Here is a 22,803-nt window from a genome sequence, read left to right on the forward strand (position 1 = left end):
CTCACTTCCCTAGTTGTGTAATGGCTTCTTCCAGCAAGTCGGTGTTCACAATTTCAGCTGCATCAATCGATGTATCGATCAAGTTCTCTTTTGCATACCAATCTATTTGTGTCTGGATGTCATTCGCGAGCAATCTGCCGTCACGATCGATGTAAGGCAACCCTTGTTTGATCAAATCAGGCTCTTGGTCGGTGTACTCTGCAATAATCTTTACGACTTCTTCATAATTATCACCTGGCACAATTTTGCCGTTTTCCTGGTGCAGGGCAGCATCGTAATAATAACGGGTCGCTTTCGCATAGGCTTTCATGAATTTAGTCGCGAGTTCTTCATTATCCGCAAATTTTTGGGCAAAGAAAATGCCCGATGTCTGATAGTCGAATTCATCTCCCACTTGTGCGATCACTTTTCCATAACCTTCATTTACGACGCGGGAAACATTCGGTTCGTTCAAGAGAACCGCGTCGACCTGTTTGCTTTGGAGGGTTTCCATCAAGCCGGGAATGCTGTTGAGCGGTACAAGTTCAACATCGCTCGTTGAAAGTCCGTGCGCTTCAAGCAAGCGTCCCGCCATATAGTGGTACGTGGAGCCGGTTTGGGTAATTCCGATCTTCTTGCCTTTCAGCTCTTCAATCGAAGAGACGGCGGAATCCGAAGGGACAAGCAAAGCTGTCGAAGAATAGCCCTTCTCCTCGCGTCCTTTATCCGCGACAATCTGCAGTTTCTCACCGCCCGCGATCATATTGTAAAGGCCGGCGGTAATGCCAGTGGCACCGACATTGATATCGCCGCTGGCTGTTGCGACTGCAATCGGCTGCGCCGCCTCGAACCATTTCACATCAGGCGTGATGCCTTCTTCCTCAAAAAAACCTTTTTCGATTGCGATGAATAGGGGAGCGGAACTCGTCAATTTCAACATGCCAATCTCCACTTTGGCGTTTCCGCCCTTTTCTGCTGCTTCTGTCTTGTCATCGCTCTTGCCGCAGCCGGCCAGTGCCAGCATCAAAAACGCAATTGTGAGCAAAGCGAAAATACTCTTCTTTCTCATTTCCCAATCCCCCTTGATATGTATGTGTTATCCTTGCGGCGAAAGGGGCCAGCAAGAACCTTACGGATTAGAATAGCACAAATTGTTGTTTTATTTTAGTCCTTTTTTTAATAATGTTGCAATTTGTCCGATGTAAGCGGTATCATTTAAAGATTGTCTGTAAATCTCCTGTAAACCGGACCGCAGCTAGGCTGTTATCCTGGCAGGCATCATGGTAAACTTTCAACTATGATTGTCATACTTCACTTTAATGGACGATACATTTCTTAAAAGAGCGGGCCCAAAAAGAATAGGCCGGCTCTTAGATGGGTGGTATGGTTTTATGAAAGGCGTGGAACAATGGGATTAATCCGCATGTATATGGAAAACATGGCTCTCTATATGCTTGCCGCATTGCCGATTTATGTGTTTCTCAGGATTTTATTTTTAAAAATAGGGAAAAAGGAAAGCAACGCATGGCGGGAGATAGGCATCGCCGTTTTTTCGCTGTACATGATTGGACTTGCATCGCAGACCATCCTCCCGAAATGGTATGTAGACTATAATCCGCAGACGGGAAGCCGCTATTTGCATTTCATCATGACGAACGAACTTGCGAGTGTCAACTGGTCGCCGCTTAAAACGGTGAAAATGTACTTTGGGCCGAACCGCGGGGCGAGTGATTGGGGAAGCTTGTCACTTGTGAACCTTCTAGGAAATATGCTGATCTTCACGCCGATCGGGATTTTGGTTCCGCTGCTGTGGAATCGCATGTGCAGGTGGTGGAAAGTGTTCTTCATCGGGCTGCTGGTCACTTGTACGATTGAATTCATCCAACTTTTCATCGGCCGCAGTTCGGATGTCGATGATGTCATTTTAAACACGGTCGGCGTCATGATCGGCTATGTGCTATTTAGTTTAGTTTATCCAAAAAGGAGGGAGGCAGCGGCATGAATAAAAAGAATATCGTTCTGCTCGTCGTCATGGCCTTCCTTCTTCTCCTTTACTGGAATACATATTTATTAAAGGAAAAGAGGGCGTTTGCTGCCCAGACGGAAGGCATGTATCAGCATCAGGTGAAAGAGGCGGTTGAGCGCCTGGAGCCTTTCTATGATCAGGAACTGTCGTACTGGGTTGCCAATTTGCCGCAAGACAGCGGAAAAGATCTGCTGCAAATCCGAATTAACGAACTGAGGGATACGAAGTCGTTCTTTGACTCGTTATATTTGAGCGATGTGTCCTTGCTGAGTAAACCGTATGAGACGATGGTGCTGCTGCTGGAGGAACTTCTCGAGACAGGATCGCTGAACGAGAAGAAGAAAGAGGAACTCCATGAGGCGGTGCTGACGGCACGGACACTCGTCGGCCGAATCATCACCTATGCACAGGAGTCGAAGAAGGGCTGGTATTATGAACTGACGGACGTGGAATCGAAGTCTTCACGATTGGTGCGTGAGGAACTCGGTGAATCTGAAGAGTGAATAGAGACGCTGCCCACCCGGAGCAGCGCCTCTATTTTTATTTGCCGAGAGCATGCAGTTCCAGGATTTTTTCGAGGATGCTAATGCCTGTATGCATGGCATCATGTTTGAAGGTCATATCCGGATGGTGCAGGCCCGGCGATAATCCGCAGCCTAGTCCGACCATGGTCGCTTTCAGGCTAGGACGTTCAATCGTATTGAAATGAAAATCATCACCGCCTGGCGTTACGATGGGCGGCATTGTATTTTCAGCCCCTAGGATGGATTCAATCGCCTGCTGGGCGATTTTCTGTGCGTCAGGATGCACCTCTGCAGCAGCTGTCTGGCTGTCTTCGGTGACCAGGAGCCGGACGCCAAATAGGGTGCGGGCGGAGTCGAGGATTTCATGTACCCGTCTTGCCAGTTCATTCATGGCGCTGTTTGTCTGGGCCCTCAAATCGACGGCCATGGAGGCGCTGCCCGGTATGATATTCGTGCTTCTGCCTCCGGCGAGAAACCGTGTGACTTTTACGGAATGCGGGATGGTCGGATCGAGATGGATTGAATGCAGAGCGTTGACGATATACGTCCCGATTTCTACTGCGTTATACGTAAGATGAGGGCGCGCGCCGTGTGCGTCGTCGCCTTTGATCTCAAATTCGATAGTGCCGGTCGATCCATGCAGGATGGCAGGCGCCGCCTTACCGTTTTCCATTTCCTGAAATGGCCGCAAATGGATGCCATAATAGTAATCGACTTGATCGACAACCCCTTTTTCAACGAGCTTCAAAGCCCCTGTTCCGACTTCTTCAGCTGGCTGGAAGATGAAACGGATACCTAGCCGGTCCAGCAGTTCAGGACGGTCTTTGACTTTCCACAGGACTCCAAGCGCCATCGACATATGAGCATCATGGCCGCAGGAGTGGTTCGCTTTCATCTCGCCATTGACTTCCTGCCAGAGGGCGTCCATATCCGCCCGGATGGCGATGATGGGGACATCTCCTGAGAAGTTGCCGATGTCTCCGGTGACGCCCGTGCAATCTTCAAATGTCGTCACCCGGCAGCCCGCTTCCTCAAGCTGCCGTTTGATAAATTGCGTCGTCTCGACTTCTTCCCAGCTCAGTTCGGGATGTGCATGCAAGTGATTGAAAGCGGACTGGACTTTTTCCTGTAATGGCGTATTCATTGGTATCCCCCTCGTCTGATTGATTCTCTAAATAGTCTATCATTAAATCAAATGTGCTGGCTCGGATTTTTTGCGCAGATTCGTTCAAAATCCCTTTTATTCAGTGGGGCTATACGTGGTACACTAGCAAAGTAGTTTTATTAAGGAAGTGTACATATGATTGGACGAAATGATCCTTGTCCTTGCGGAAGCGGGAAAAAGTATAAGAAATGCTGCGAATCGAAGGCAGCGGTTACAGTTGCTGATGTAAAATCATACGAAGTCGAACGGATTTTACAGACACTTTATGATGAGTATCCAAAACGAAGTGATGTGCCTTCATATTTGGAAGTGGCAGATGAATGGAAGGGGAAACTGGCCGGGAAGATCGCGGAAGAAATGATTGAAGCGATTGTACTTGATGTGTTCTTCTTTCAGAAACGCACCGATATTTGGCAGTCGTATATTGAGAAGCAACTGAAAAAACAAGTCCGTCCGTCCATCTTGAAGATTCTCGAAGGATGGCGTGAGGCCCCTCGCATGTTCATCGGCAATGTGCTGAATGTGGATGATGAATATATGACGGTAAGAGGAATCGTGGATGGCAATGTGATCCGGCTTCGACGGGAAGGGGAGAAGCCGATCCCTACAGGTGTTCATCTATTCTGCTTCATCTTGCCGGATGAAACGGAACCTGCCGATCAATTCCTTGCAGTCTCCACATTGATTTTCTTCCCTGTCGATCATCAGTCGGTCTTTGGCGAGTTCGCAAAGCTCTATGAGAAGGCGGATGAGCAGGAATTCATGCAGGAACATGCCTTGCAATTCTGGCTCATGCTTTCAGAAGACGGCTATAAAGGCGAAGAATACTCGAAGTTCGAAACAGGAGTTCTCGAGGCGGCGGTTGAATTTTTGAAGGCGCATGACCGTTCTTCGGAAAGGCTGCTTGAAACGATAGAGAATTATCTGGTGGAATTGCAGCCGAATGCAAGGAAAGAAGTCGCGATTGCCGCGGGAGCGATCCGTTATGGCCTGGAAGCGGAATGTTTTGAGCCGCTCGACATGACATTGAAGGAAATTGCTGAATGGTTCGGAGTGTCGCCTTCCTCGATGAACAAATATTATAAAGAGATAACCGCTTATCAAGAGGCGGGTGAGAAAGTGTCCATATAGGGCACTTTTTTTGTAGGTCCAATAACCTTTCGTCTCCTTCAAAAGATTTGATTTACAAGGAAAAGAGAGGATTTGTGAAACGCGGCGGAGGGTATGCCGTATACGTAAAGATACTGAAAATCGAAGACCTGCATAAAGGAGTGGTAGGAATGCGGAAGCAATCTGTGTTATATCTTTTCATGGCGGCTCTTATGCTCACGAGCGCCTGCTCGAAAGCCGAGGATGGAGCAGATGTGAAGAAAGAAGGCGGGACAAGTGCTGCTGAAGAGAAAAATGAGTCTGCCGGCGAGGGAAAAGCTGAGAAAGAAATTGAATTGATCACGAAAAATGAGAATGCTGGAGATACGGCAGTTGAGCTCAAAGGGACCGTCAAAAGAGAAGGCCGGCTTGTGACAGCAGAAGGCATGACGAATCTTCTGGAAGGCTCACAGCTGTATTTCTACCTGGACTGGGCAGACGGAACACTGATCGGCGGCAATAGTACTGCTAGCGTGGCAGCGGATGGCAGCTTCCGTTACGAGACGGAATTACCGAAGTCGGTGGATGGGCTCATCACCATGGAAATCAGTTTCGAACCCGCCCGCCAAAATGAAGAGATTAAAGAACATTACGGCGAAGACGGTGATAGTCTTGAGGGGCCGTTCATCCGCAAATTTGCGTACGACGCCTACGAAACGGAATATCAGAAAGCATCCGTGACGGTCGAATTGCCAGGTGGGAACGAAACGGTGGAAATGGCGCTGCATGCACCCGACTGGAAACAGCCCGATGATTACGGAGACCTTGAAATCCGCCTGGAGCCTACGGAAATAACAAAAGAAGACGACTATATCTTTATCGATGGCGTCAGCAATTTGGTCGAAGGGACGTCTCTGCGAGGGAGAGCAATTTTGCCGGACTACATCACATCCGGCTTCATCGGAGTGACCGAGGTGAATCCCGACGGCTCATTTCGCCTCATATTCAACAATCCGGAAACCGACGAGCGGATCAAAAAGCTGACCGACTATGAGATTTCCATCGAGACGGATATAGGTAACACACTCTTCGCCAGTCCAATCGAGGCATACGGCAAAGAAGGCGAGAAGATGGAAGGTCCTCTTGTCGAAAAGGATGGAGAATACAAGTTAGCGAGAGTGCGAGTGAAGGAGAAGAAGGAGTAGGGCGTTGTTGTTAATAGGCGGTAAGGGCTGGTAATGAGGCGTTCGATCTTGTAAATAGGTTGGTTCGTCGGCTAATGAATCGTTTGACTGTTTAAATGGATTGTTCAGTTGGTTAAATGGATTGCTCCGGAAGCTAAATGGATGGCTCCGCCGGTTAAATGGATCGTTCAGGTGGCAAAATGGATTGCTCCGTCGACTAAACGAATCATTCCGCCTGCTAATCGATCGCTTCTCTTGCTAAACGGATCATCCGGCTTGCTAATTTGTCGTTCCACAAGCTTGATGAAAGTTAATCATACAAAAAACAGTGCATGGCAGCCGCCATGCACTGTTTTCATTTAAGACAACCGTTCCTTGAAGTCCTCATAGCCGAACGTTTTAATGACTTTAATGCCATTGTCGACGGTGTTCAGCACAATCGACGGCAGGTTGACGCCGTTGAAGGTGTTGTTCTTGACCATCGTGTAGTGCGCCATGTCGCCGAAGACGAGCTTGTCGCCGGGCTTGAGCGGCTCGTCGAACGAGTAGTCGCCGATGACGTCGCCTGCAAGGCAGGTCGGCCCGCCGAGACGGTAGGTGATTGCCTTTTCATTCGGCATGCCCGCGCCTGCGATTTCCGGCCGGTATGGCATTTCAAGGACGTCAGGCATATGGGTGGATGCCGATGTATCCAAGATTGCAATCGGCATCTTGTTATCAAGTGTATCGAGTACGGTGGAAACGAGGAAGCCTGTGTTTAGTGCGATTGCTTCTCCCGGCTCGAGATACACTTGGACATCATATTTGTCTTTCACGTAATTGATTGTCCGGATCAAGCGGTCTACATCGTAATCAGGGCGTGTGATATGGTGCCCGCCTCCGAAGTTGAGCCATTTCAGCTCATGGAGGTATTCCCCGAACTTTTCTTCCACGACTTTCACCGTGCGTTCGAGTGTATCTGAATTCTGTTCACACATCGTATGGAAATGGAGTCCGTCAATGCCGTCCAGCTGGCCAGCCTCAAAGTTTTCTTTCGTGACGCCGAACCGCGAGTAGGCGAAGCATGGATTGTACATATCGACTTCAATCTCGGAGTATTCCGGATTGATGCGGATGCCGCATTCGATCGGTTTATCCGCCGCTTGTACACGGTCTTTGAATTTATTCCATTGCTTGAAAGAATTGAAGACGATGTGATCGGAGTATTTCAGGATCTCGCCGAAATCATCGTCGGAGAAGGCAGGTGCATACGTATGCACCTCTTTTCCCATCTCTTCATAGCCGAGCCTCGCTTCGAGCACGCCGCTCGATGTGACACCGTTCAAGTATTTTCCGATGAGCGGATAGACCGAGAACATGGAAAACCCCTTTTGAGCGAGCAGGATTTTGCAGCCTGTCTCGTCGATGACGCGCTTCATCACTTCCAGGTTTTTAATGAGCAATGCCTCATCGACCACGTAGGAAGGGGAGGGGACGCTGCTTGGATTAAAATTGATATTCATCAGTTACCGCACCTCCTATCAGTCAATCAATTCAGGATTGAAATCTTCCTGCCATGGCAAGCCGTACTCGTTCAACGCTTCCATGAAAGGATCCGGATCGAACTCCTCGACATTGTAGACGCCTGGTTTTTTCCATTCGCCTTTCATGAGAAGCATCGCGCCGATCATCGCAGGCACGCCTGTTGTATAGGAAATCGCCTGTGACCCGACTTCGCGGTAGCATTCCTGGTGATCGGAAACGTTATACACATAATAGGTCTTCTCTTCGCCGTCTTTCGTGCCTTGGAAAATACAGCCGATATTCGTTTTTCCTTTCGTGCGCGGTCCGAGGGAAGCCGGATCCGGAAGCACGGCTTTCAGGAATTGAAGCGGCACGATCTCCTGGCCTTCGAAGTTGATCGGTTCAATTGACGTCATGCCGACGTTTTCAAGCACTTTCAAGTGAGTCAGGTAGTTTTGCGAGAACGTCATCCAGAAGCGGATCTTCTTGATGCCTTTGATGTTCTTTGCAAGGGACTCGAGTTCTTCGTGATAGAGAAGGTAGACATCTTTCGGTCCTATTTCAGGAAGGTCGTACACGCGCTTTTCGGAAAGCGGCGGCGTTTCTTTGAACTCTCCGTCTTCGTAATAGCGGCCATTTGCGGTCACTTCACGGATATTGATCTCCGGATTGAAGTTTGTCGCGAATGGATAGCCGTGATCGCCTGCGTTCGCATCGACAATATCAATCGTATGGATTTCGTCGAAATAATGCTTTTGTGCATATGCCGAGAAGACGCCTGTTACGCCAGGGTCGAAGCCGCTTCCGAGAATCGCAGTAAGTCCCGCTTTTTCGAACTTCTCTTTGTATGCCCATTGCCACTTGTATTCAAATTTCGCCGTGTCAAGCGGCTCGTAGTTCGCTGTGTCGAGATAGTGGACGCCAGTTTCAAGACATGCATCCATGATGGTGAGGTCCTGGTACGGCAATGCGACGTTGATGACGATCTCCGGCTTGAAGTCGTTGATCAATGCGACAAGCTCAGGCACGTTATCCGCGTCGACTTGCGCCGTCTGGATTTTCGTGCGACCTCCGTCCAGCTTTTCCTTGAGTGCATCACACTTCGATTTCGTCCGGCTCGCGATGCAGATCTCCTCGAACACATCCGGCACCTGACAGCATTTGTGTGCGACGACGCTTGCGACGCCGCCTGCTCCGATAATTAACGCTTTACCCATTGTATTACACCCCTTCGATAGTCTTATTTCGTATTCAGTGACAATAAAAGCTCGCGCAGCACTTTGACTGCGACAGCTGTTGAAACACCGCTTTGATCATATACCGGCGACAGCTCGTTCACATCACAAGCGACGATATTCATGCCGCTTGCGGTCAGGATCCCTTGCAGCAAGTCCATGAAGCTGATGCCGCCTGCTTCCGGCGTCCCTGTTCCAGGAAAGACAGAAGGATCGAGCACGTCGAGATCGATCGTCAAATAGACAGGTTTCCCGTCAAGCTGCTTCACGATGTCTTCAAGTCCGTCCAAATTGAATGGATTCGTGAAGACATGGTCCTTGCCCCACTGGATTTCGCTGCGGTCGCCTGATCGGATGCCAAACTGGAAGATCCGGCCGTCTCCGAGAATATCCCAGACCCGGTGGATGACCGTAGCGTGGGAGAGCGGTTCGCCCAAATAATCCTCGCGGAGGTCCGCATGTGCATCGAACTGGACGACATGCAAATCAGGATATTCTTTGGCGACCGCACGCACCGCGCCAAGCGTCACCAGATGTTCGCCGCCGATCATGACAGGAATCTTTTTATCTTTCACGATTTGCGCAGTATATTCTTCGATCTGTCCGAGCACTTTTTCCGTATTCCCGAAGATCAATTCAAGATCTCCGCCATCAAACACATTGATGTCTTCGAGATCCTTGTCCTGGTACGGGCTGTATGTTTCAATTCCAAACGAATCGCCGCGCATCACTTTGCTCGCGAAGCGCGTGCCCGGCCGGAAGGAAGTGGTGGAGTCGAACGGTGCTCCGAACAGGACGATATCTGCGTCTTCGTATTCGCTATCACAGCCGATGAATGTCTCGATATTTTTATTCAACATCTTGTAGTTGCTCCTTCACGTAGTTTGGCAAGGCGAACGAGCCGGCATGGACGTCTGTGTTATAATACCGCGTCTTAATGCCAAGCGCGTTCCAAGCGTCTGCATCCAGATCCTTCACAGGGTCATACTTCTTTGAAGCGAATCCGAACAGCCAGTGGCCGGATGGATAGGTCGGAATATGCGCCTGGTACACTTTGCATTCCGGGAAGAACCCGATGATGCGCTTATGCGCCCGCTGCATGCCGAGCGCGTCCTCCTTGTAGAAAGGGCTTTCATGCTGGTTCACAAGGATGCCGTCATCGGTCAGGGCCTTATAGCAGTTGCCGTAGAATTCTTTCGTGAACAGGCCTTCTCCGGGGCCGAACGGATCGGTCGAATCGACGATGATCAGATCATATTCATCGACTTTGTTGCGGACGAAACGCAAGCCGTCTTCGAAAAACAGATGTACCCGCGGATCGTCGAGCTTTGAAGCGGTCTGCGGCAAATATTCTTTGCAGACATCGACGACCATTTCGTCGATCTCCACCATATCGATCCGCTCGATGGATTCATAGCGTACCAGTTCACGGATCGTACCGCCATCTCCTGCGCCGATGACGAGCACTTTTTTGATGTTCGGGTTCGTCGCCATTGGCACATGCGTGATCATGTCATGGTAGATGAATTCATCCTTTTCGGTGACCATGACGTATCCGTCCAGCGTCAGCACCCGGCCGAACTCGGCTGTCTGGAATACATCGATCTTCTGGAAATCACTTTTACCTGTGTAAAGATGTTCTTCCACCCGGAACGAGAAACGGACATCCGGTGAATGATCTTCGGTATACCATAAGTCCATCATGATTGCTCCTTTACAACATTGATGTTAAGCACCCGGCTATCCGCAGTTCCGGAAAGGAAACAGCCCTTGTCCCTGCAATATTCGATATGGTCCAGGATTTCCTGTGTAATGCGTTCGCCTGGAGCGAGGATCGGGATGCCTGGCGGATAGCTCATGACAAATTCACCCGCGATGCAACCGGCGCTTTCAGAAAGCGGCATGCTTTCCTTCGGTGAGTAGAACGCCTGCTTCGGCGATAATTCGACGATCGGATTGATGTAATCGTACGCATCGACTGCAGGCGGCGTTTCCCGGCCGTACAGCCGTTTGATTTCGCCGAGCGCGGCAACGAGGCGTTCAATATCACGGGCCCGGTCTCCGACAGAAATGTAGGCGAGCAGGTTGCCGATATCCCCGAACTCGATCTGGATATCGTATTCGTCCCGAAGGATATCGTAGATTTCAATCCCCTCAAGGCCGATTTCCCTCGTATGTACAGAGAGCTTCGTAATATCGAAATCAAAAATCGTGTCCCCATTCAGCAATTCATCTGAAAAGGCATAATAGCCGCCGATCGCATTGATCTCTTCTCGAGTGTATTTTGCCATCCCGATGACTTTATCGAAAATGGCATTGCCGTACAGGGCCAGGTTTTTCCGTGAAATGTCGAGGGACGACATGAGCAGGTAAGAGCCGCTTGTCGTCTGCGTCAAATTGATGATCTGGCGGGTATACCCTTCATCCACTTCGTTGTTGATCAAGAGGAAGGAGCTCTGCGTAAGCGACCCTCCGGATTTGTGCATGCTGACAGCAGCCATGTCGGCTCCGGCCTCCATGGCTGACAAAGGCAGCTGTTCATTGAAATAAAAATGGGTGCCATGCGCCTCATCAGCAAGGACGAGCATGCCATTTTCATGCGCGAGTTCCGTTATCGCTTTAAGGTTCGAGCAGATGCCATAATACGTCGGATTGTTGATAAGGATCGCTTTGGCATCCGGATGATCCGCGATGGCCTGCCGTACGTCCTCAAGGGCCATGCCGAGAGGGATTCCGAGCTCTTTGTGGGTTCCTGGATTGACGTAAACGGGGGTAGCCCCGCACAAAATAAGCGCATTGATTGCGCTTTTGTGGACATTCCGCGGAAGGATGATCTTATCGCCTTCTTTGCAGGCGGTCATGACCATCGCTTGTACAGCTGACGTCGTACCGTTCACCATGAAAAAAGCATGCCTGGCACCGAACGCTTCCGCTGCCAGCATCTCGGCATCCCGTATGACCGATACGGGGTGAATCAGGTTATCGAGCGGCTTCATGGAGTTCACATCGATACTGAGGCAGCGTTCACCAAGGAAAGCCGCCAGTTCCTCATTGCCGCGTCCTTGTTTATGGCCCGGTACGTCAAACGGCACCACCCGCATGGATCGATAGTTATCGAGCGCCTCCGCTATCGGGGCATTATGCTGTGAAATCCGTGTCATTCTCGAACACCTCCTTCACTCATCATATATGTTCGTCCCACTGAAGATCTCAATCATTTCCTTGCGAAGATTGTTCGTGATCTGCAGACGTTCCTTCGGCGGGATTTCATACACATCCCGGTTGAACAAGTAATTCTGCAGCTCGATCTCCTTGATGAGCATCTTCGTATGGAAAATATTCGCTTGGTAGACATTCACATCAATCGCATCATACTTCTTTAAGGTCTCCTTATCGATATAGTCCTGGATGGAAGTCATTTTGTGATCAATGAAAAATTTCTTGCCGTGTTCATTTCTTGTGAAGCCGCGGACCCGGTAATCGGTCGTGATGATGTCCGAGTCGAAGCTGCCGATCAAGTAATCGAGAGCGGCAAGAGGAGATATCTCGCCACACGTCGACACTTCGATATCAACGCGGAATGTGGCGATGGAATTATCCGGATGGTATTCCGGATACGTATGAACTGTCAAGTGGCTCTTATCTAGGTGGCCGACGACCGAGTCGCGTGTCGCGATGATATCAGCGTGTCCCTGGTTGCATGACTTGTCAATCAAGCCGACTGGCATGGTTTCCTCGGAAATAAGGATAGTCACGCTGGCTCCTTGCGGGTCATAGTCCTGTTTGCTGATATTGAGCACATGAGCTCCTATCATGTCAGTGACATTACGCAAGATATTCGTCAGACGTTCAGAATTGTATTGTTCGTCAATATAAGCGATGTAATCTTTCTGTTCGCGCTCACTTTTTGCATAGCTCACATCATAGATGTTGAAGCTAAGTGTTTTTGTGAGGTTGTTAAAGCCGTAGAGCGTCAGCTTATTTTCCAACCCGATCATCACGCCTCTCTGATTGTAGATCACAAATACACTTCATAATTTCAGGACCCCCCGGATCGGCTGGGTCCTGATGAAAAATATGAAATTGATTTAATTATAAGGGATAGGGACTGTGCGTCAATACATATACGCGATTAAATCTTTCTGAATATTAGCCATCGGTATAATACGGACACTTTACATCCTCCTATAATAAGAAGTTACCTAAATCCATTCGCGGTAAACATGCGAACGTTTCAAAGCTATGTTAACAATCGGCTGCTCATAAAACATTGATAAATGGCGGGAAAGAAGGGATGAAAACCTCCCTGTTTGGCAATGATGGCAGCAAGAGTGCATCTTGTTTGTAACGAGATGGAAATACAGAGTGCAACATACATAGACAAGTACAATTTTAATAACAACTAAAAATTTTGGATAATAATGTTTGTTTTTCAAACTTGCAGGGCAATACTAGGTGGTAACTTCTGGCCGGCGGAATATTGCTTGCGCAGTTATCACCGCGAACCATGCAAGAACGGTCAGATAGTACAGCCGGCAGACAGACAGCCGGCTACGAGGACCGAAGGAGGAACGAATGAAGAAACTAAAAAGTATGTTGCTGGGATTCGTATTCATCACAGCAACCGGAATGGGACCAGGTGCTGAGGCATTTGCACAAACAGATCAATATGTCCCTATCACTTTGGAACAGCTGCCATTTCAATCAAACGACTATGAAGGGCCGATCTACGACGGGCCACTGCCGGATTACGCCTTGTTTTTTCCGGACTTGCCGAAAGAGCCACGGACATATATTGTGGAAAACGGAGATAACCTTTACAGGATCGCAATGAATCATAACATGACTCTCGAAGAGCTGGTCAGCCTGAACCGGCTGACGAGCGATATCATCCATCCGGGCGACGAACTGCTTTTGGAATTTGTTGAGGGGATGGAAGTGACTGAGCCGAATAACAAACCGTTTGTCGCCTCTGTGATAGAACCGAGGACGGAAACGAAAGTGGAGGCGAAATCGCGAGCTGCTCAGCCTCAGGCTAAACAAGCGCCACCGGACGTCTCGGCTGCACCCGCAACGCCCGCAACATCCGCTGCAGGAAGCGAGCCGGAAGGGAAAGAGATGTTCGTGACGGCGACTGCCTATACGGCCTATTGCAAAGGATGCTCTGGAACGACAGCATACGGTATTAATCTGCGGGAAAACCCAGACCGGAAAGTAATTGCGGTCGATCCGCGTGTCATCCCGTTAGGAACACGGGTATGGGTGGAAGGATACGGGGAAGCAATTGCAGGAGACACAGGCGGAGCTATTAAAGGCCATAAGATCGATGTGTTTATCCCCTCCTACGAGAATGCCATGCAGTGGGGCGTTAAGAAAGTGAAACTCAAAGTGTTGAACTGAAATCAAAAAAAGCAGTGGAGGACATTTTCCTTCACTGCTTTTTTGACTTATTTTTTTCCGGCATGGCGCTTTTCTTTCTTCCATAATTGACGGACGATCGGATAGATGATGGGCGCCCATTTGATGGTTGTCTTCACTACTTTTTTCAAACCCATAGGTAACAGCTCCCTGCTCTTTTACCAATCATTTTCCCCGGGAACCCGTACAGCTAAACAAAAACCATCTATTCCCTCGGACCTATGCTATACTTGTCTATATATGTGTTTATTGATGTTTGGAAGAAAGGGTGGGGAGATTGAGCATTACAAATAAAGATCTCTATGAATACTTATCAATAAACAGCAGCAATATGACCGAAGCCTGGCTAAAGCGCCGGGCTATGAAAAAAGGTTCCATTTATTCAAAGGACGCAGGAGGGCCTGCCGAGGAGCTGCTTCGCGAGCAGAACGGCATGACGAACAAGACTGTGGCGTCAATCTTGCTGGAAGACCCGGATGTATTCAATGAAAACAGAGAAAATTGGGCCCGGACAGTCGCGGAAAGCAGGGTCAAAACAAATACGCCTGTGTATGAAGTTCTGGAGGCTCTGTATAATGTCCGTCTCGTCTACTGGGAGTACATAGGACTCTTTGTTAAAGAACATGAGGACGACATTGAATTATCGGATGCTTTTGAGTGGGGCGCAATGATCAATAACGCACTTGATACGCTGATTACCCGGTTTGCAGAAAAGTACCATAAAATCATGACAAGCCGTATATCTGCGGCAGAGCATCTGATTGAAGAGCTCAGCGCGCCGGTCATTCCTATTACTTCCGAAATCGGGGTACTGCCGCTGATTGGAGAAATTGATGCGACAAGAGCGCAGATGATCCTTGATATCATCCCGATGAAATGTGTAAGTGAAGGTATTCACCACTTGTTCCTCGATTTATCCGGAGTGACGACGATTGATACGCACGTCGCTCAGCAGATTTACCAGATCACTCAAGTGCTGCGTTTGCTGGGCATCCAGTCGACAATCACTGGAATGCGTCCTGAAATTGTGCAGACAGCCATTCAGCTTGGCCTTGATTTCACAGACGTGCCGACATTCAGCTCTTTGCAGCTTGGCCTCAAACGGGTACTGGAGACAGACTCGGATGCCATGCTGGAGAAAGCGATCATGGCAGATCAAGAATGAAGAAGAATCCCATGCCTTTTATGAGCATGGGATTTTTTGTTTTTTTATTACATAGACTAGAGTAAGATGCTGTCAAATCAGATTTTCTGGTGTATTCGCCCTATATATAAATTAAGGGTATTCAAGACTAGTATTATATGATATACTAATTTAAAGACAATTCAAACATTTATACAGAGAGAATAGAGGTTGAGGGGACATGAGAAAAAATCGAGTGCTGCTGATCATCGCGTTGACGGTGACAAGTTTATTTGTCCTCGTCGGGTATAATGGCCAAACAATACGGCAACTGCCGCCGAATGATATGATCAGTATCGCGCACCGCGGGGCTTCCGCGTATGCGCCTGAAAATACACGTTCCGCTTTCCAAAAAGGGGTCGACCTGAATGCGGATTACTTGGAATGTGATGTACATGTCTCAAAAGACGGGGAGCTCATCATTATGCATGATGACAAAGTAGACAGGACGACGGACGGCGAAGGATTAATCCGTGATATGACGCTCGCTGAACTCAGGCAGCTTGACGCCGGCCTCATGTTCGGGGAGGAATTCGCCGGAGAGCCGATCATGACGCTGGATGAGCTCGTTGAGGAATTCGCAGGGGAAGTAGGACTTGTCATTGAGATCAAAGACCCGGAAGACTATCCGGGAATTGAAGAGAAGGTAGCCGGCGTGCTCAATAAATATAATGCTGCCGACAGGATCATCATCCAATCATTCGATGTGGAGTCGATGAGAAAAATACATAGCCTTATCCCGGATGTTGAAATCGCCATCCTTGTCCATCCGAAAGATTCACTGCTAACCAAGCGGAAAATCGATGACTATTTGACATTCGCTGATTATATTAACTTCAATGTTTCATTCACGAACAAGCGGATGGTTGACCAGATCCATAAGAGCGGCGGCAAAGTGTTTGTATGGTCGAAGAAAGACCGGCGCCTCGTCTCCAAAGCGATGAAGTACAAAGTGGATGGCATCATTTCCGATTTGAAGGAGCGCCCGGAAGAGCTGTATCTGGCGAAAGAATAGATATGACTGGATGTGATAGAGGAAGACGCCGGAAAACGGCTAGCTTCCCGAAATGGCTGCCTGAAACAAGGGCTTTCATTTCGGGGAGCTTTTTTCATGCCGGTTAGGAGGGCTCGCATTTCTTTGCGGAGGACTGCGGAAATATGACATGATAGAAAAGGAGAGGAGGAGATAGGATTGATTAGAGACAAGAAGGTTCGTGTCGTGTTCGTCTGTCTTGGAAATATATGCAGGTCACCTATGGCGGAGGCTGTGTTTCGGAAGATGGCCGCGGATGAAGGCCTCGCTGACAGGATAGAAGTGGATTCTGCGGCAACGAGCAGCTGGCATATCGGAGACCCGCCGCACGAAGGGACCGTCAATAAACTGAAGGAGTACGGAATCTCAACAGAAGGCATGGCCGGAAGACAAGTCGACGCAGGCGATTTTGAGCGGTTCGACTATATCATCGGGATGGACGCAAGTAATATCAGTGAGATCAGGGAGATGCTCGGACAGCCTGACCATCCGAAGATCTTCCGCCTGCTGGAGATGACGGAAGTGCCGAAAGACGTGCCGGATCCCTATTTCACCGGTGATTTCGAAGAGACCTATCAGTTGGTGACGGCAGGCTGCAAGGCGCTGCTTGCGAAAATAAAAGAAGACGATCTATCCGCATGAAGGGCTGCCGGAATTGGCAGTCCTTCTTCGCGGAAACGAACTAGGAGGAATTCAGATGAGAGAACAACAGGCAGGAAGGCATTATCCGGTGGCGACAATTGGAAAGAAAGGCGGTCAGATCGATGCGCTTACCCATTTTATATGAGGACAACCATCTGCTCGTCGCCCTGAAGCCGGTGAATATCCCTGTCCAGTCGGATCGAAGCGGAGACGCGGACATGCTGACCTTGCTCAAGGAGGACTTGAAAAAGCGGCATAACAAACCGGGGAATGTGTATCTGGGGCTTGTGCACCGCCTGGACCGGCCGGTAGGGGGTGTCATGGTATTCGCCAAGACCTCTAAAGCTGCATCACGCCTGTCGGATACGCTGAGGAGGCAAGAGATGAATCGGTGTTACTTGGCCGTAGTCCGGGGCAAATTGGAGGGGCAGGCGGTCCTGGGCCACCATTTGAAGAAAGATGCGGCCCGCAATGAAGTGCATGTCGTGTCACCTAAGACGGATGGGGCGAAACAGGCTTCGCTCTTTTATGAAGCATTATCTCATGACCAGAACTTGAGCCTTCTTGCCGTGGCGCTCCATACCGGACGCTCCCATCAGATCCGGGTTCAACTCGCAGCGATTGGCAACCCCTTATACGGCGACCAAAAATACGGCCGCCATGTGAATCGGCCGGGCGAACAGATTGCATTATGGGCACATACGCTGGAGTTTCCGCATCCTACGACAAAAGAGTGGATGCGTTTTGAATCGCTGCCGCCTGGCAAGGCCCCTTGGGACAGGGTAATGGATCTGGCCATCTTGACCTAATTGAAAGTCCGTGCCTGCTCTTCATTGACATCGGAAAACGAGAACCCTACACTTATCATGAACATATTAAGGGCAGCTGGAGGACTATGATGACAAACGAACCGTTCATCCCGATCATCGTCGGGACAGATATAAACGCATACAATATGGCAATCTCCTTTCACGAAGAATACGGCATCCATCCAATATTGGTCGGCAAAGAGCCGCTTTCCTTCACGAAACTCAGCTCGATTCCCAAAGCCATTGAATACAACACGGGAATCGGTGAATCAAAGGAGTTTGTCCGCTTCTTAAAACAGGTGGCTTCCAAATATCAAGAGCCTGGCAAGCAGCTTCTGCTAGTCGGAACAAACGATCTGTATGTCCGTCTTATCATCGAGAATGCGGAAGAGCTGCGGAAGCATTTTGTCTTCAATTACATAGATGAAGATCTGTTGAATAATCTGCTGGTGAAGAAGAACTTTTACCGGCTTTGTGCGGAACATGGTATCGATGCGCCGGCCACCTACTTCTATTCCTGTGCGGAAAACGGCGCTTTTGAGGACAAAGTGACATTTCCGGTCATCATCAAGCCGAGCAATGGTGTCATGTATTATAAGCACCCGTTCCCTGGCATGCAAAAGGTGTACAAGGTGGATTCCTACGAAGAGATCGCCACAGTCATCGAGACGATCAAGGCGAGCGGCTACCGGGACGACCTGATCATCCAGGACTTCATCCCCGGCGACGACACATACATGTGGGATTCCGTCTTCTATATCAACAGCAAGGGTCATACGGAGCTGATCACATTCGGACAAGTCGTCCTGCAAGAGCATACACTCACCGCAATCGGCAACTACACGGCCGTCATCACGAGGTTCAATGAGGAAATGATGATGAAGCTGAAAGGATTCCTCGAGGCCCTCGGCTATGTCGGCTACGCCAATTTCGACTTGAAATTCGACTACCGCGACGGCACGTTCAAAGTGTTCGAAGTCAATATCAGGCAAGGACGATCCAGCTACTATATTACGTCATGCGGACATAACATGGCCCGCAATCTCGTGGATGACGTGATCTACAATAAAGAGAAGCCGTTAACCTTGCTGAAAGAGAAATTCCTGTTCACCGTCGTCCCGAAAATAGTTCTCAAAAAATTCGTCGACAACTCGGATGTCGCGGAAGAGATCAGGGGGCTTTTGCGGGCCGGCAAGTACGCCAACCCGCTGTTCTATAAGGGAGATAAGAACTTCAAGCGGAAGCTCTATCTGCTGGCGCGGCAAGTGAATTACTACAAAAAGTACAAAAATCATACTTGGTAAAGAAGGTGAGGGGCCGCTTGGTGGCCGCTCCTTCTTTTTTTGTTTGCGGATTTAGCGGGGCGGCTGCCGGCCGTCGTATTGGGGAAACGACCGATTAGCGCCGGCAACGATCCGTTTAAGCTGACGAGCAACTGTTTATGAACCTTGAACGATCTGTTGTAGCGTCGAGCGCCCGAATCCGCCGGTCGAACGCCCGATTCACCGTGCCGAGCGCCCGATTTCGTCAGTCGAACGCCCGATTCACCGTGCCGAGCGCCCGATTTCGTCAGTCGAACGCCCTTTTAGCATTGCGAGCGCCCGATTTCGTCAGTTGAACGCCCGTTTAGCCATGCCGAGCGCCCGATTTCGTCAGTTGAACGCCTATTTAGCCACTCCGAGCGCCCGAATCCGCCGGTCGAACGCCTTTTAGCCGAGCCGAACAGCCACTCCCAGCTAGCAACCACTAGCGTTGCACAGCTTTAAATTTATGGTAAATAGATATAAAACTAGTATTCATCAATGCCTGAATAATGCAAAAAGAGAGTTCCTACTGTAAAATAATAACTGACGACTAAACCAGTTATATCCTACAGAAAGGAGACTCCCTATGGGAAGCATAGACCATAACTTAGTATTTCGTCAATACTTATCGTTGCTGCCAGCCAACAGTCTGGCATGCCCTCTGATGAACTACGATGCTAAGAAGTTAACTGACTTCGCATTGGTCAAAGCCCTCATATTAAGTATGATCTGTAAGTGGGAAAGCCATCGAGAAATCGAAGAAAACATCCGCGCTAACAAATCCATACAACGAGAACTAGATTTGCAGTCAATCAGCCATTCCCAGCTTAGTCGTCGGCTCATCAATCTAGACACCAACCAGCTTGTTGATCTGCTAAGTCGTTTAACTAAGTGTTACTGGACCTTACAACGACATGCCATAGGCATGAATACAAACGTTGGTATCATCAGAATCATTGATGGAACTTACGTAAAATTGCCTGATAGTGCATCGAACTGGACAGCGATCTCCAAGGTTTCAAGCGGCATAAAACTCCATGTCCGGATTGTCGTCGCTTCATCAGACAGCGCATTTCCAGAAAAAATGATCGCTTCGACAGGAAATATTGCGGACTCGGATGCCGTCAATTACATCATCGACGAAGATGCTCTATACATCATGGACCGCGGATATGCACACAAAACCAAGATGGGCGGTTGGCTTCAGAGAAACATTCAATTCCTGGTGCGTGTGCGAAAGACGTTTCACATGGAGACCATTTGGTCCTATGCACCGACTCATCCCTCTGTCACCCGGAATGAACTTGTTTCAATACAAACCAGGCCCGAGATACTACGCTATATCGAGTTCGAAGATGCAGAAGGAACAAAGTTCCACTTAGTAACCAACCGGCTAGACCTAAGTGAAGAGGAAATTCTGGAAACGTACAAGAACCGGTGGTATATCGAGCTTTTCTTCAAATGGATCAAGCAGCATTTGAAACTCAATCACCTTTTCAGCCAGTCGCCTAAAGGAATATGGAATCAAATGTATATTACCTTGATCGCATTTGCGCTGATTGAAATCATGCGGCTGATACATCAGCCAAAAAGATCTATTTGGGATTTTTTACGACTTATTAGAGCGCATGTCTATCGGCCGATAAGTACGTTGTTAGCTACTTGCAATCGAAGGCTCAAGAAAAGCAAAGGAAGGCAAAAGCTTCCCGAATGCATTCCAATTCCTATCCAATACGGAGAAGACGTTGCCATCGTTTCACCGATTACAAAAGACCATTATTTAAATAAGTCTCGTAAAAAGTAAAAAAATTACTTTTAATAAAATTGGTAAGGTGTTTCTTTTTGTTCATTTTAATTAGGTTACATAAGTATTAAATGGGTACATATTCAAGTTATGCAACGCTAGTGGCTAGCAACCGTCAAAAACACTTCCTCGAATGTTCAGACAGGTTTACCTGCAAATGGCGAAAGGGAATACTTGAAAGGAAAACAATGCACATCGAGATGAAAGGAACATCATCATGAGAAAGATAGAAGATATCCATTTTGATCGCAAGCGCGATCTGATTATCAACGATCTAGTCGGTCAAGGCGTGTTTAAAGTGAATGGCAAACAGTTATATGAATTATCTCTATATGAATTGATGAAACAATATGTGGACAGTAAAGGCGGCATTGAGCAATTGAGGTGAGCGTATGTTGAATGAAAGATTGCAAAGACTGCGTGATGAATGGCTGGAAGAAGCGACCATCCGGGATATGCAGGGAAAGATGGCGGCAGGCGAGCTGACGAGCGAGGAGCTGACTGTGCTGTATATCGATGCAATCCGCCGGAAGAATAGCGAACTGCGGGCGGTTCTTGAACTGAATCCGCAAGCGCTTCAAATTGCAAAAGGTCTGGATGAGGAAAGGCAGGCGTACGGCACAGTGCGCTCCTGGCTGCATGGCATTCCGATATTGCTGAAGGATAATATGGATACAGCTGACGGAATGCATACGAGCTGCGGTTCGCTCGCGATGCAGCATTTCTACGCGGAGGATGACGCTTTTCTGGTCAGGAAGCTCCGTGAGGCTGGGGCGGTCATTCTCGGCAAGACAAATATGACGGAATGGGCGAATTTCATGTCGGACCGCATGACGAACGGCTGGAGTTCGCGGGGCGGTCAAGTGAAGAATCCGTATGGCCCCTTTGACGTAGGGGGCTCGAGCTCCGGGTCTGCTGCCGGCGTGGCTTCGAATCTGGCTGCCGCCTCCATCGGTACGGAGACGACCGGATCGATCATCAATCCTGCGGCCCAGAACTCGCTAGTCGGCATCAAGCCGACCGTGGGAGCGATCAGCCGATCCGGGATCATCCCGCTTTCTTTTACACAAGATACCCCAGGCCCTATCGCGAGGACCGTCGAAGATGCGGCGCTCGTCTTCAGTGTGCTGGTTGGCCAGGATAAGGCGGATCCGGCAACTGTTCTTGCGAAGCGGTTTGAACACGTCGACTGGCAGGAGGCGTTACAAGCGGATGCGCTGGAAGGCGTGCATATCGGAGTGCCTCGAAAGATATTCGAACGAGAAATCTCGACAGAACGCAGAAAGCTTTTTGATGAAGCCTTGCGAAGCCTCGAGCAGGCTGGCGCGATCATCCACGACAATATCGAACTCGGTACGATGGAGGATGATCTTGGCTACGAGGTTCTTCTTTATGAATTCAAAGCGGCCCTCCATGAATATTTGGGGCATACGGCGAGTACAAATCCGATTCGCACCATCCACGATATTATCGAATTCAATAAAAAACATCCCGAGGAGACACTTGAATATGGCCAGGTGACATTGGAAAAAGTGGCCCGGACAAGCGGGACTCTTACAGAACCAGTCTATTTGGAGGCTCTGCTGCGTAATAGGCATCTCGCGGAAGAGGAAGCGCTCGGGAAAGCGTTCGGCAAAAATGGTGTCGATGTCCTGGTCTTCCCGCAAGATCATGGCTGCAGCTTCAGCGCTGCGGCGGGATACCCGGCAGTCACCGTCCCTTCTGCGTTTTCGGATAAAGGGGAACCGTTCAACATCACGTTCTGCGGCCAGGCGTGCACGGAATTCGAGCTGATTGGCTACGCCTTTGCGTATGAGCAGAAGGTGAAAGGACGGAGGAAGCCCCGAGCCCTGTTCGAAAGTAGTTGAAAAGAACGGCCATAAAGTCCATTATTAACGTATAGGA

21 protein-coding genes are annotated in these 22,803 nt (G+C 49.1%); 13 read left to right on the forward strand and 8 right to left on the reverse strand.

The window, feature by feature from the left end; translation table 11 throughout:
* Window position 1 precedes the first annotated feature (1 nt).
* The gene (locus tag ACZ5FK_RS14060; RefSeq protein ID WP_464805502.1) at window positions 2-1,048 is read right to left on the reverse strand and encodes an ABC transporter substrate-binding protein; all 1,047 of its coding nucleotides are present in this window, start codon (window positions 1,046-1,048) and stop codon (window positions 2-4) included.
* 354 nt (window positions 1,049-1,402) lie between these two features.
* Here ACZ5FK_RS14060 and ACZ5FK_RS14065 point away from each other — a divergent pair, with 354 nt between their 5' ends.
* Together ACZ5FK_RS14065 and ACZ5FK_RS14070 are read left to right on the forward strand one after the other, a co-directional pair.
* On the forward strand, window positions 1,403-1,981 hold the full coding sequence (locus tag ACZ5FK_RS14065) for a VanZ family protein (protein ID WP_464805503.1): 579 nt from the start codon (window positions 1,403-1,405) through the stop codon (window positions 1,979-1,981).
* Window positions 1,978-2,508 (forward strand): hypothetical protein, encoded by a 531-nt coding sequence (locus tag ACZ5FK_RS14070; protein ID WP_464805504.1) that lies wholly within the window; start codon window positions 1,978-1,980, stop codon window positions 2,506-2,508. The genes ACZ5FK_RS14065 and ACZ5FK_RS14070 overlap by 4 nt, the downstream gene beginning before the upstream one ends.
* Before the next feature lie 37 nt (window positions 2,509-2,545).
* Here ACZ5FK_RS14070 and ACZ5FK_RS14075 read toward each other — a convergent pair whose 3' ends face one another.
* Window positions 2,546-3,673 carry a M20 peptidase aminoacylase family protein gene (locus ACZ5FK_RS14075; RefSeq protein ID WP_464805505.1) on the reverse strand — a complete coding sequence of 376 codons (1,128 nt, stop codon included), beginning with the start codon at window positions 3,671-3,673 and terminating at the stop codon, window positions 2,546-2,548.
* Between the two features lie 156 nt (window positions 3,674-3,829).
* Here ACZ5FK_RS14075 and ACZ5FK_RS14080 point away from each other — a divergent pair, with 156 nt between their 5' ends.
* Window positions 3,830-4,825, forward strand: a complete 996-nt coding sequence (locus ACZ5FK_RS14080; RefSeq protein ID WP_464805506.1) for a YecA family protein — start codon at window positions 3,830-3,832, stop codon at window positions 4,823-4,825.
* Window positions 4,826-4,974: 149 nt separating this feature from the next.
* Window positions 4,975-5,988, forward strand: coding sequence for a hypothetical protein (locus ACZ5FK_RS14085; protein ID WP_464805507.1), 1,014 nt, complete (start codon window positions 4,975-4,977; stop codon window positions 5,986-5,988).
* Window positions 5,989-6,326: 338 nt separating this feature from the next.
* Here the strand turns inward: ACZ5FK_RS14085 and nspC are convergent, their stop codons facing one another.
* Genes nspC through speD form a run of 6 tightly spaced genes read right to left on the reverse strand, consistent with a single transcriptional unit; the run spans window position 6,327 to window position 12,703 of the window.
* Window positions 6,327-7,469 (reverse strand): carboxynorspermidine decarboxylase, encoded by a 1,143-nt coding sequence (gene nspC / locus ACZ5FK_RS14090; RefSeq protein ID WP_464805508.1) that lies wholly within the window; start codon window positions 7,467-7,469, stop codon window positions 6,327-6,329.
* A gap of 18 nt (window positions 7,470-7,487) precedes the next feature.
* The gene (locus ACZ5FK_RS14095; protein WP_464805509.1) at window positions 7,488-8,687 is read right to left on the reverse strand and encodes a saccharopine dehydrogenase family protein; all 1,200 of its coding nucleotides are present in this window, start codon (window positions 8,685-8,687) and stop codon (window positions 7,488-7,490) included.
* Window positions 8,688-8,710: 23 nt separating this feature from the next.
* Window positions 8,711-9,565 carry an agmatinase gene (gene speB / locus ACZ5FK_RS14100; RefSeq protein ID WP_464805510.1) on the reverse strand — a complete coding sequence of 285 codons (855 nt, stop codon included), beginning with the start codon at window positions 9,563-9,565 and terminating at the stop codon, window positions 8,711-8,713.
* Window positions 9,555-10,406, reverse strand: coding sequence for a polyamine aminopropyltransferase (speE, locus tag ACZ5FK_RS14105; protein ID WP_464805511.1), 852 nt, complete (start codon window positions 10,404-10,406; stop codon window positions 9,555-9,557). The genes speB and speE overlap by 11 nt, the downstream gene beginning before the upstream one ends.
* On the reverse strand, window positions 10,406-11,866 hold the full coding sequence (locus ACZ5FK_RS14110; protein ID WP_464805512.1) for an aminotransferase class I/II-fold pyridoxal phosphate-dependent enzyme: 1,461 nt from the start codon (window positions 11,864-11,866) through the stop codon (window positions 10,406-10,408). The genes speE and ACZ5FK_RS14110 overlap by 1 nt, the downstream gene beginning before the upstream one ends.
* A 15-nt stretch (window positions 11,867-11,881) precedes the next feature.
* On the reverse strand, window positions 11,882-12,703 hold the full coding sequence (gene speD / locus ACZ5FK_RS14115) for an adenosylmethionine decarboxylase (protein ID WP_464807445.1): 822 nt from the start codon (window positions 12,701-12,703) through the stop codon (window positions 11,882-11,884).
* Window positions 12,704-13,280: 577 nt separating this feature from the next.
* On the opposite strand from speD, the gene ACZ5FK_RS14120 reads away from it, so the two are divergent.
* The 9 genes from ACZ5FK_RS14120 (at window position 13,281) to ACZ5FK_RS14160 (ending at window position 22,766) form a co-directional block, all read left to right on the forward strand.
* The gene (locus ACZ5FK_RS14120; RefSeq protein ID WP_464805513.1) at window positions 13,281-14,105 is read left to right on the forward strand and encodes a 3D domain-containing protein; all 825 of its coding nucleotides are present in this window, start codon (window positions 13,281-13,283) and stop codon (window positions 14,103-14,105) included.
* 295 nt (window positions 14,106-14,400) lie between these two features.
* Window positions 14,401-15,288, forward strand: a complete 888-nt coding sequence (locus tag ACZ5FK_RS14125; RefSeq protein WP_464805514.1) for an STAS domain-containing protein — start codon at window positions 14,401-14,403, stop codon at window positions 15,286-15,288.
* 199 nt (window positions 15,289-15,487) lie between these two features.
* Window positions 15,488-16,321 carry a glycerophosphodiester phosphodiesterase gene (locus ACZ5FK_RS14130; RefSeq protein ID WP_464805515.1) on the forward strand — a complete coding sequence of 278 codons (834 nt, stop codon included), beginning with the start codon at window positions 15,488-15,490 and terminating at the stop codon, window positions 16,319-16,321.
* Window positions 16,322-16,561: 240 nt separating this feature from the next.
* Complete coding sequence (locus tag ACZ5FK_RS14135) at window positions 16,562-16,981, forward strand: low molecular weight protein-tyrosine-phosphatase (protein WP_464807446.1); 420 nt, start codon at window positions 16,562-16,564, stop codon at window positions 16,979-16,981.
* Window positions 16,982-17,103: 122 nt separating this feature from the next.
* Entirely contained in the window at window positions 17,104-17,790 is a 687-nt protein-coding gene (locus ACZ5FK_RS14140) for an RluA family pseudouridine synthase (protein ID WP_464805516.1), read from the forward strand.
* A gap of 86 nt (window positions 17,791-17,876) precedes the next feature.
* Entirely contained in the window at window positions 17,877-19,094 is a 1,218-nt protein-coding gene (locus ACZ5FK_RS14145; RefSeq protein WP_464805517.1) for a carboxylate--amine ligase, read from the forward strand.
* Window positions 19,095-19,680: 586 nt separating this feature from the next.
* A complete protein-coding gene (locus tag ACZ5FK_RS14150; RefSeq protein WP_464805518.1) occupies window positions 19,681-20,898 on the forward strand; it encodes an IS4 family transposase in 1,218 nt (405 codons plus the stop codon).
* A 217-nt stretch (window positions 20,899-21,115) separates the two neighbouring features.
* Window positions 21,116-21,286, forward strand: a complete 171-nt coding sequence (locus tag ACZ5FK_RS14155) for a Fur-regulated basic protein FbpA (RefSeq protein WP_464805519.1) — start codon at window positions 21,116-21,118, stop codon at window positions 21,284-21,286.
* 4 nt (window positions 21,287-21,290) lie between these two features.
* A complete protein-coding gene (locus tag ACZ5FK_RS14160; RefSeq protein ID WP_464805520.1) occupies window positions 21,291-22,766 on the forward strand; it encodes an amidase family protein in 1,476 nt (491 codons plus the stop codon).
* The last annotated feature ends 37 nt before the right edge of the window (window positions 22,767-22,803 follow it).

It is taken from the genome of Sporosarcina sp. GTC18466 (genome assembly GCF_055389225.1).

Bases quoted from the DNA above. Each gene is read 5' to 3' on its own strand.
- ACZ5FK_RS14060 (WP_464805502.1), bottom strand. From the start codon at position 1,048: ATGAGAAAGAAGAGTATTTTCGCTTTGCTCACAATTGCGTTTTTGATG.
- ACZ5FK_RS14065 (WP_464805503.1), top strand. From the start codon at position 1,403: ATGTATATGGAAAACATGGCTCTCTATATGCTTGCCGCATTGCCGATT.
- ACZ5FK_RS14070 (WP_464805504.1), top strand. From the start codon at position 1,978: ATGAATAAAAAGAATATCGTTCTGCTCGTCGTCATGGCCTTCCTTCTT.
- ACZ5FK_RS14075 (WP_464805505.1), bottom strand. From the start codon at position 3,673: ATGAATACGCCATTACAGGAAAAAGTCCAGTCCGCTTTCAATCACTTG.
- ACZ5FK_RS14080 (WP_464805506.1), top strand. From the start codon at position 3,830: ATGATTGGACGAAATGATCCTTGTCCTTGCGGAAGCGGGAAAAAGTAT.
- ACZ5FK_RS14085 (WP_464805507.1), top strand. From the start codon at position 4,975: ATGCGGAAGCAATCTGTGTTATATCTTTTCATGGCGGCTCTTATGCTC.
- nspC (WP_464805508.1), bottom strand. From the start codon at position 7,469: ATGAATATCAATTTTAATCCAAGCAGCGTCCCCTCCCCTTCCTACGTG.
- ACZ5FK_RS14095 (WP_464805509.1), bottom strand. From the start codon at position 8,687: ATGGGTAAAGCGTTAATTATCGGAGCAGGCGGCGTCGCAAGCGTCGTC.
- speB (WP_464805510.1), bottom strand. From the start codon at position 9,565: ATGTTGAATAAAAATATCGAGACATTCATCGGCTGTGATAGCGAATAC.
- speE (WP_464805511.1), bottom strand. From the start codon at position 10,406: ATGGACTTATGGTATACCGAAGATCATTCACCGGATGTCCGTTTCTCG.
- ACZ5FK_RS14110 (WP_464805512.1), bottom strand. From the start codon at position 11,866: ATGACACGGATTTCACAGCATAATGCCCCGATAGCGGAGGCGCTCGAT.
- speD (WP_464807445.1), bottom strand. From the start codon at position 12,703: ATGATCGGGTTGGAAAATAAGCTGACGCTCTACGGCTTTAACAACCTC.
- ACZ5FK_RS14120 (WP_464805513.1), top strand. From the start codon at position 13,281: ATGAAGAAACTAAAAAGTATGTTGCTGGGATTCGTATTCATCACAGCA.
- ACZ5FK_RS14130 (WP_464805515.1), top strand. From the start codon at position 15,488: ATGAGAAAAAATCGAGTGCTGCTGATCATCGCGTTGACGGTGACAAGT.
- ACZ5FK_RS14135 (WP_464807446.1), top strand. From the start codon at position 16,562: ATGGCGGAGGCTGTGTTTCGGAAGATGGCCGCGGATGAAGGCCTCGCT.
- ACZ5FK_RS14140 (WP_464805516.1), top strand. From the start codon at position 17,104: ATGCGCTTACCCATTTTATATGAGGACAACCATCTGCTCGTCGCCCTG.
- ACZ5FK_RS14145 (WP_464805517.1), top strand. From the start codon at position 17,877: ATGATGACAAACGAACCGTTCATCCCGATCATCGTCGGGACAGATATA.
- ACZ5FK_RS14150 (WP_464805518.1), top strand. From the start codon at position 19,681: ATGGGAAGCATAGACCATAACTTAGTATTTCGTCAATACTTATCGTTG.
- ACZ5FK_RS14155 (WP_464805519.1), top strand. From the start codon at position 21,116: ATGAGAAAGATAGAAGATATCCATTTTGATCGCAAGCGCGATCTGATT.
- ACZ5FK_RS14160 (WP_464805520.1), top strand. From the start codon at position 21,291: ATGTTGAATGAAAGATTGCAAAGACTGCGTGATGAATGGCTGGAAGAA.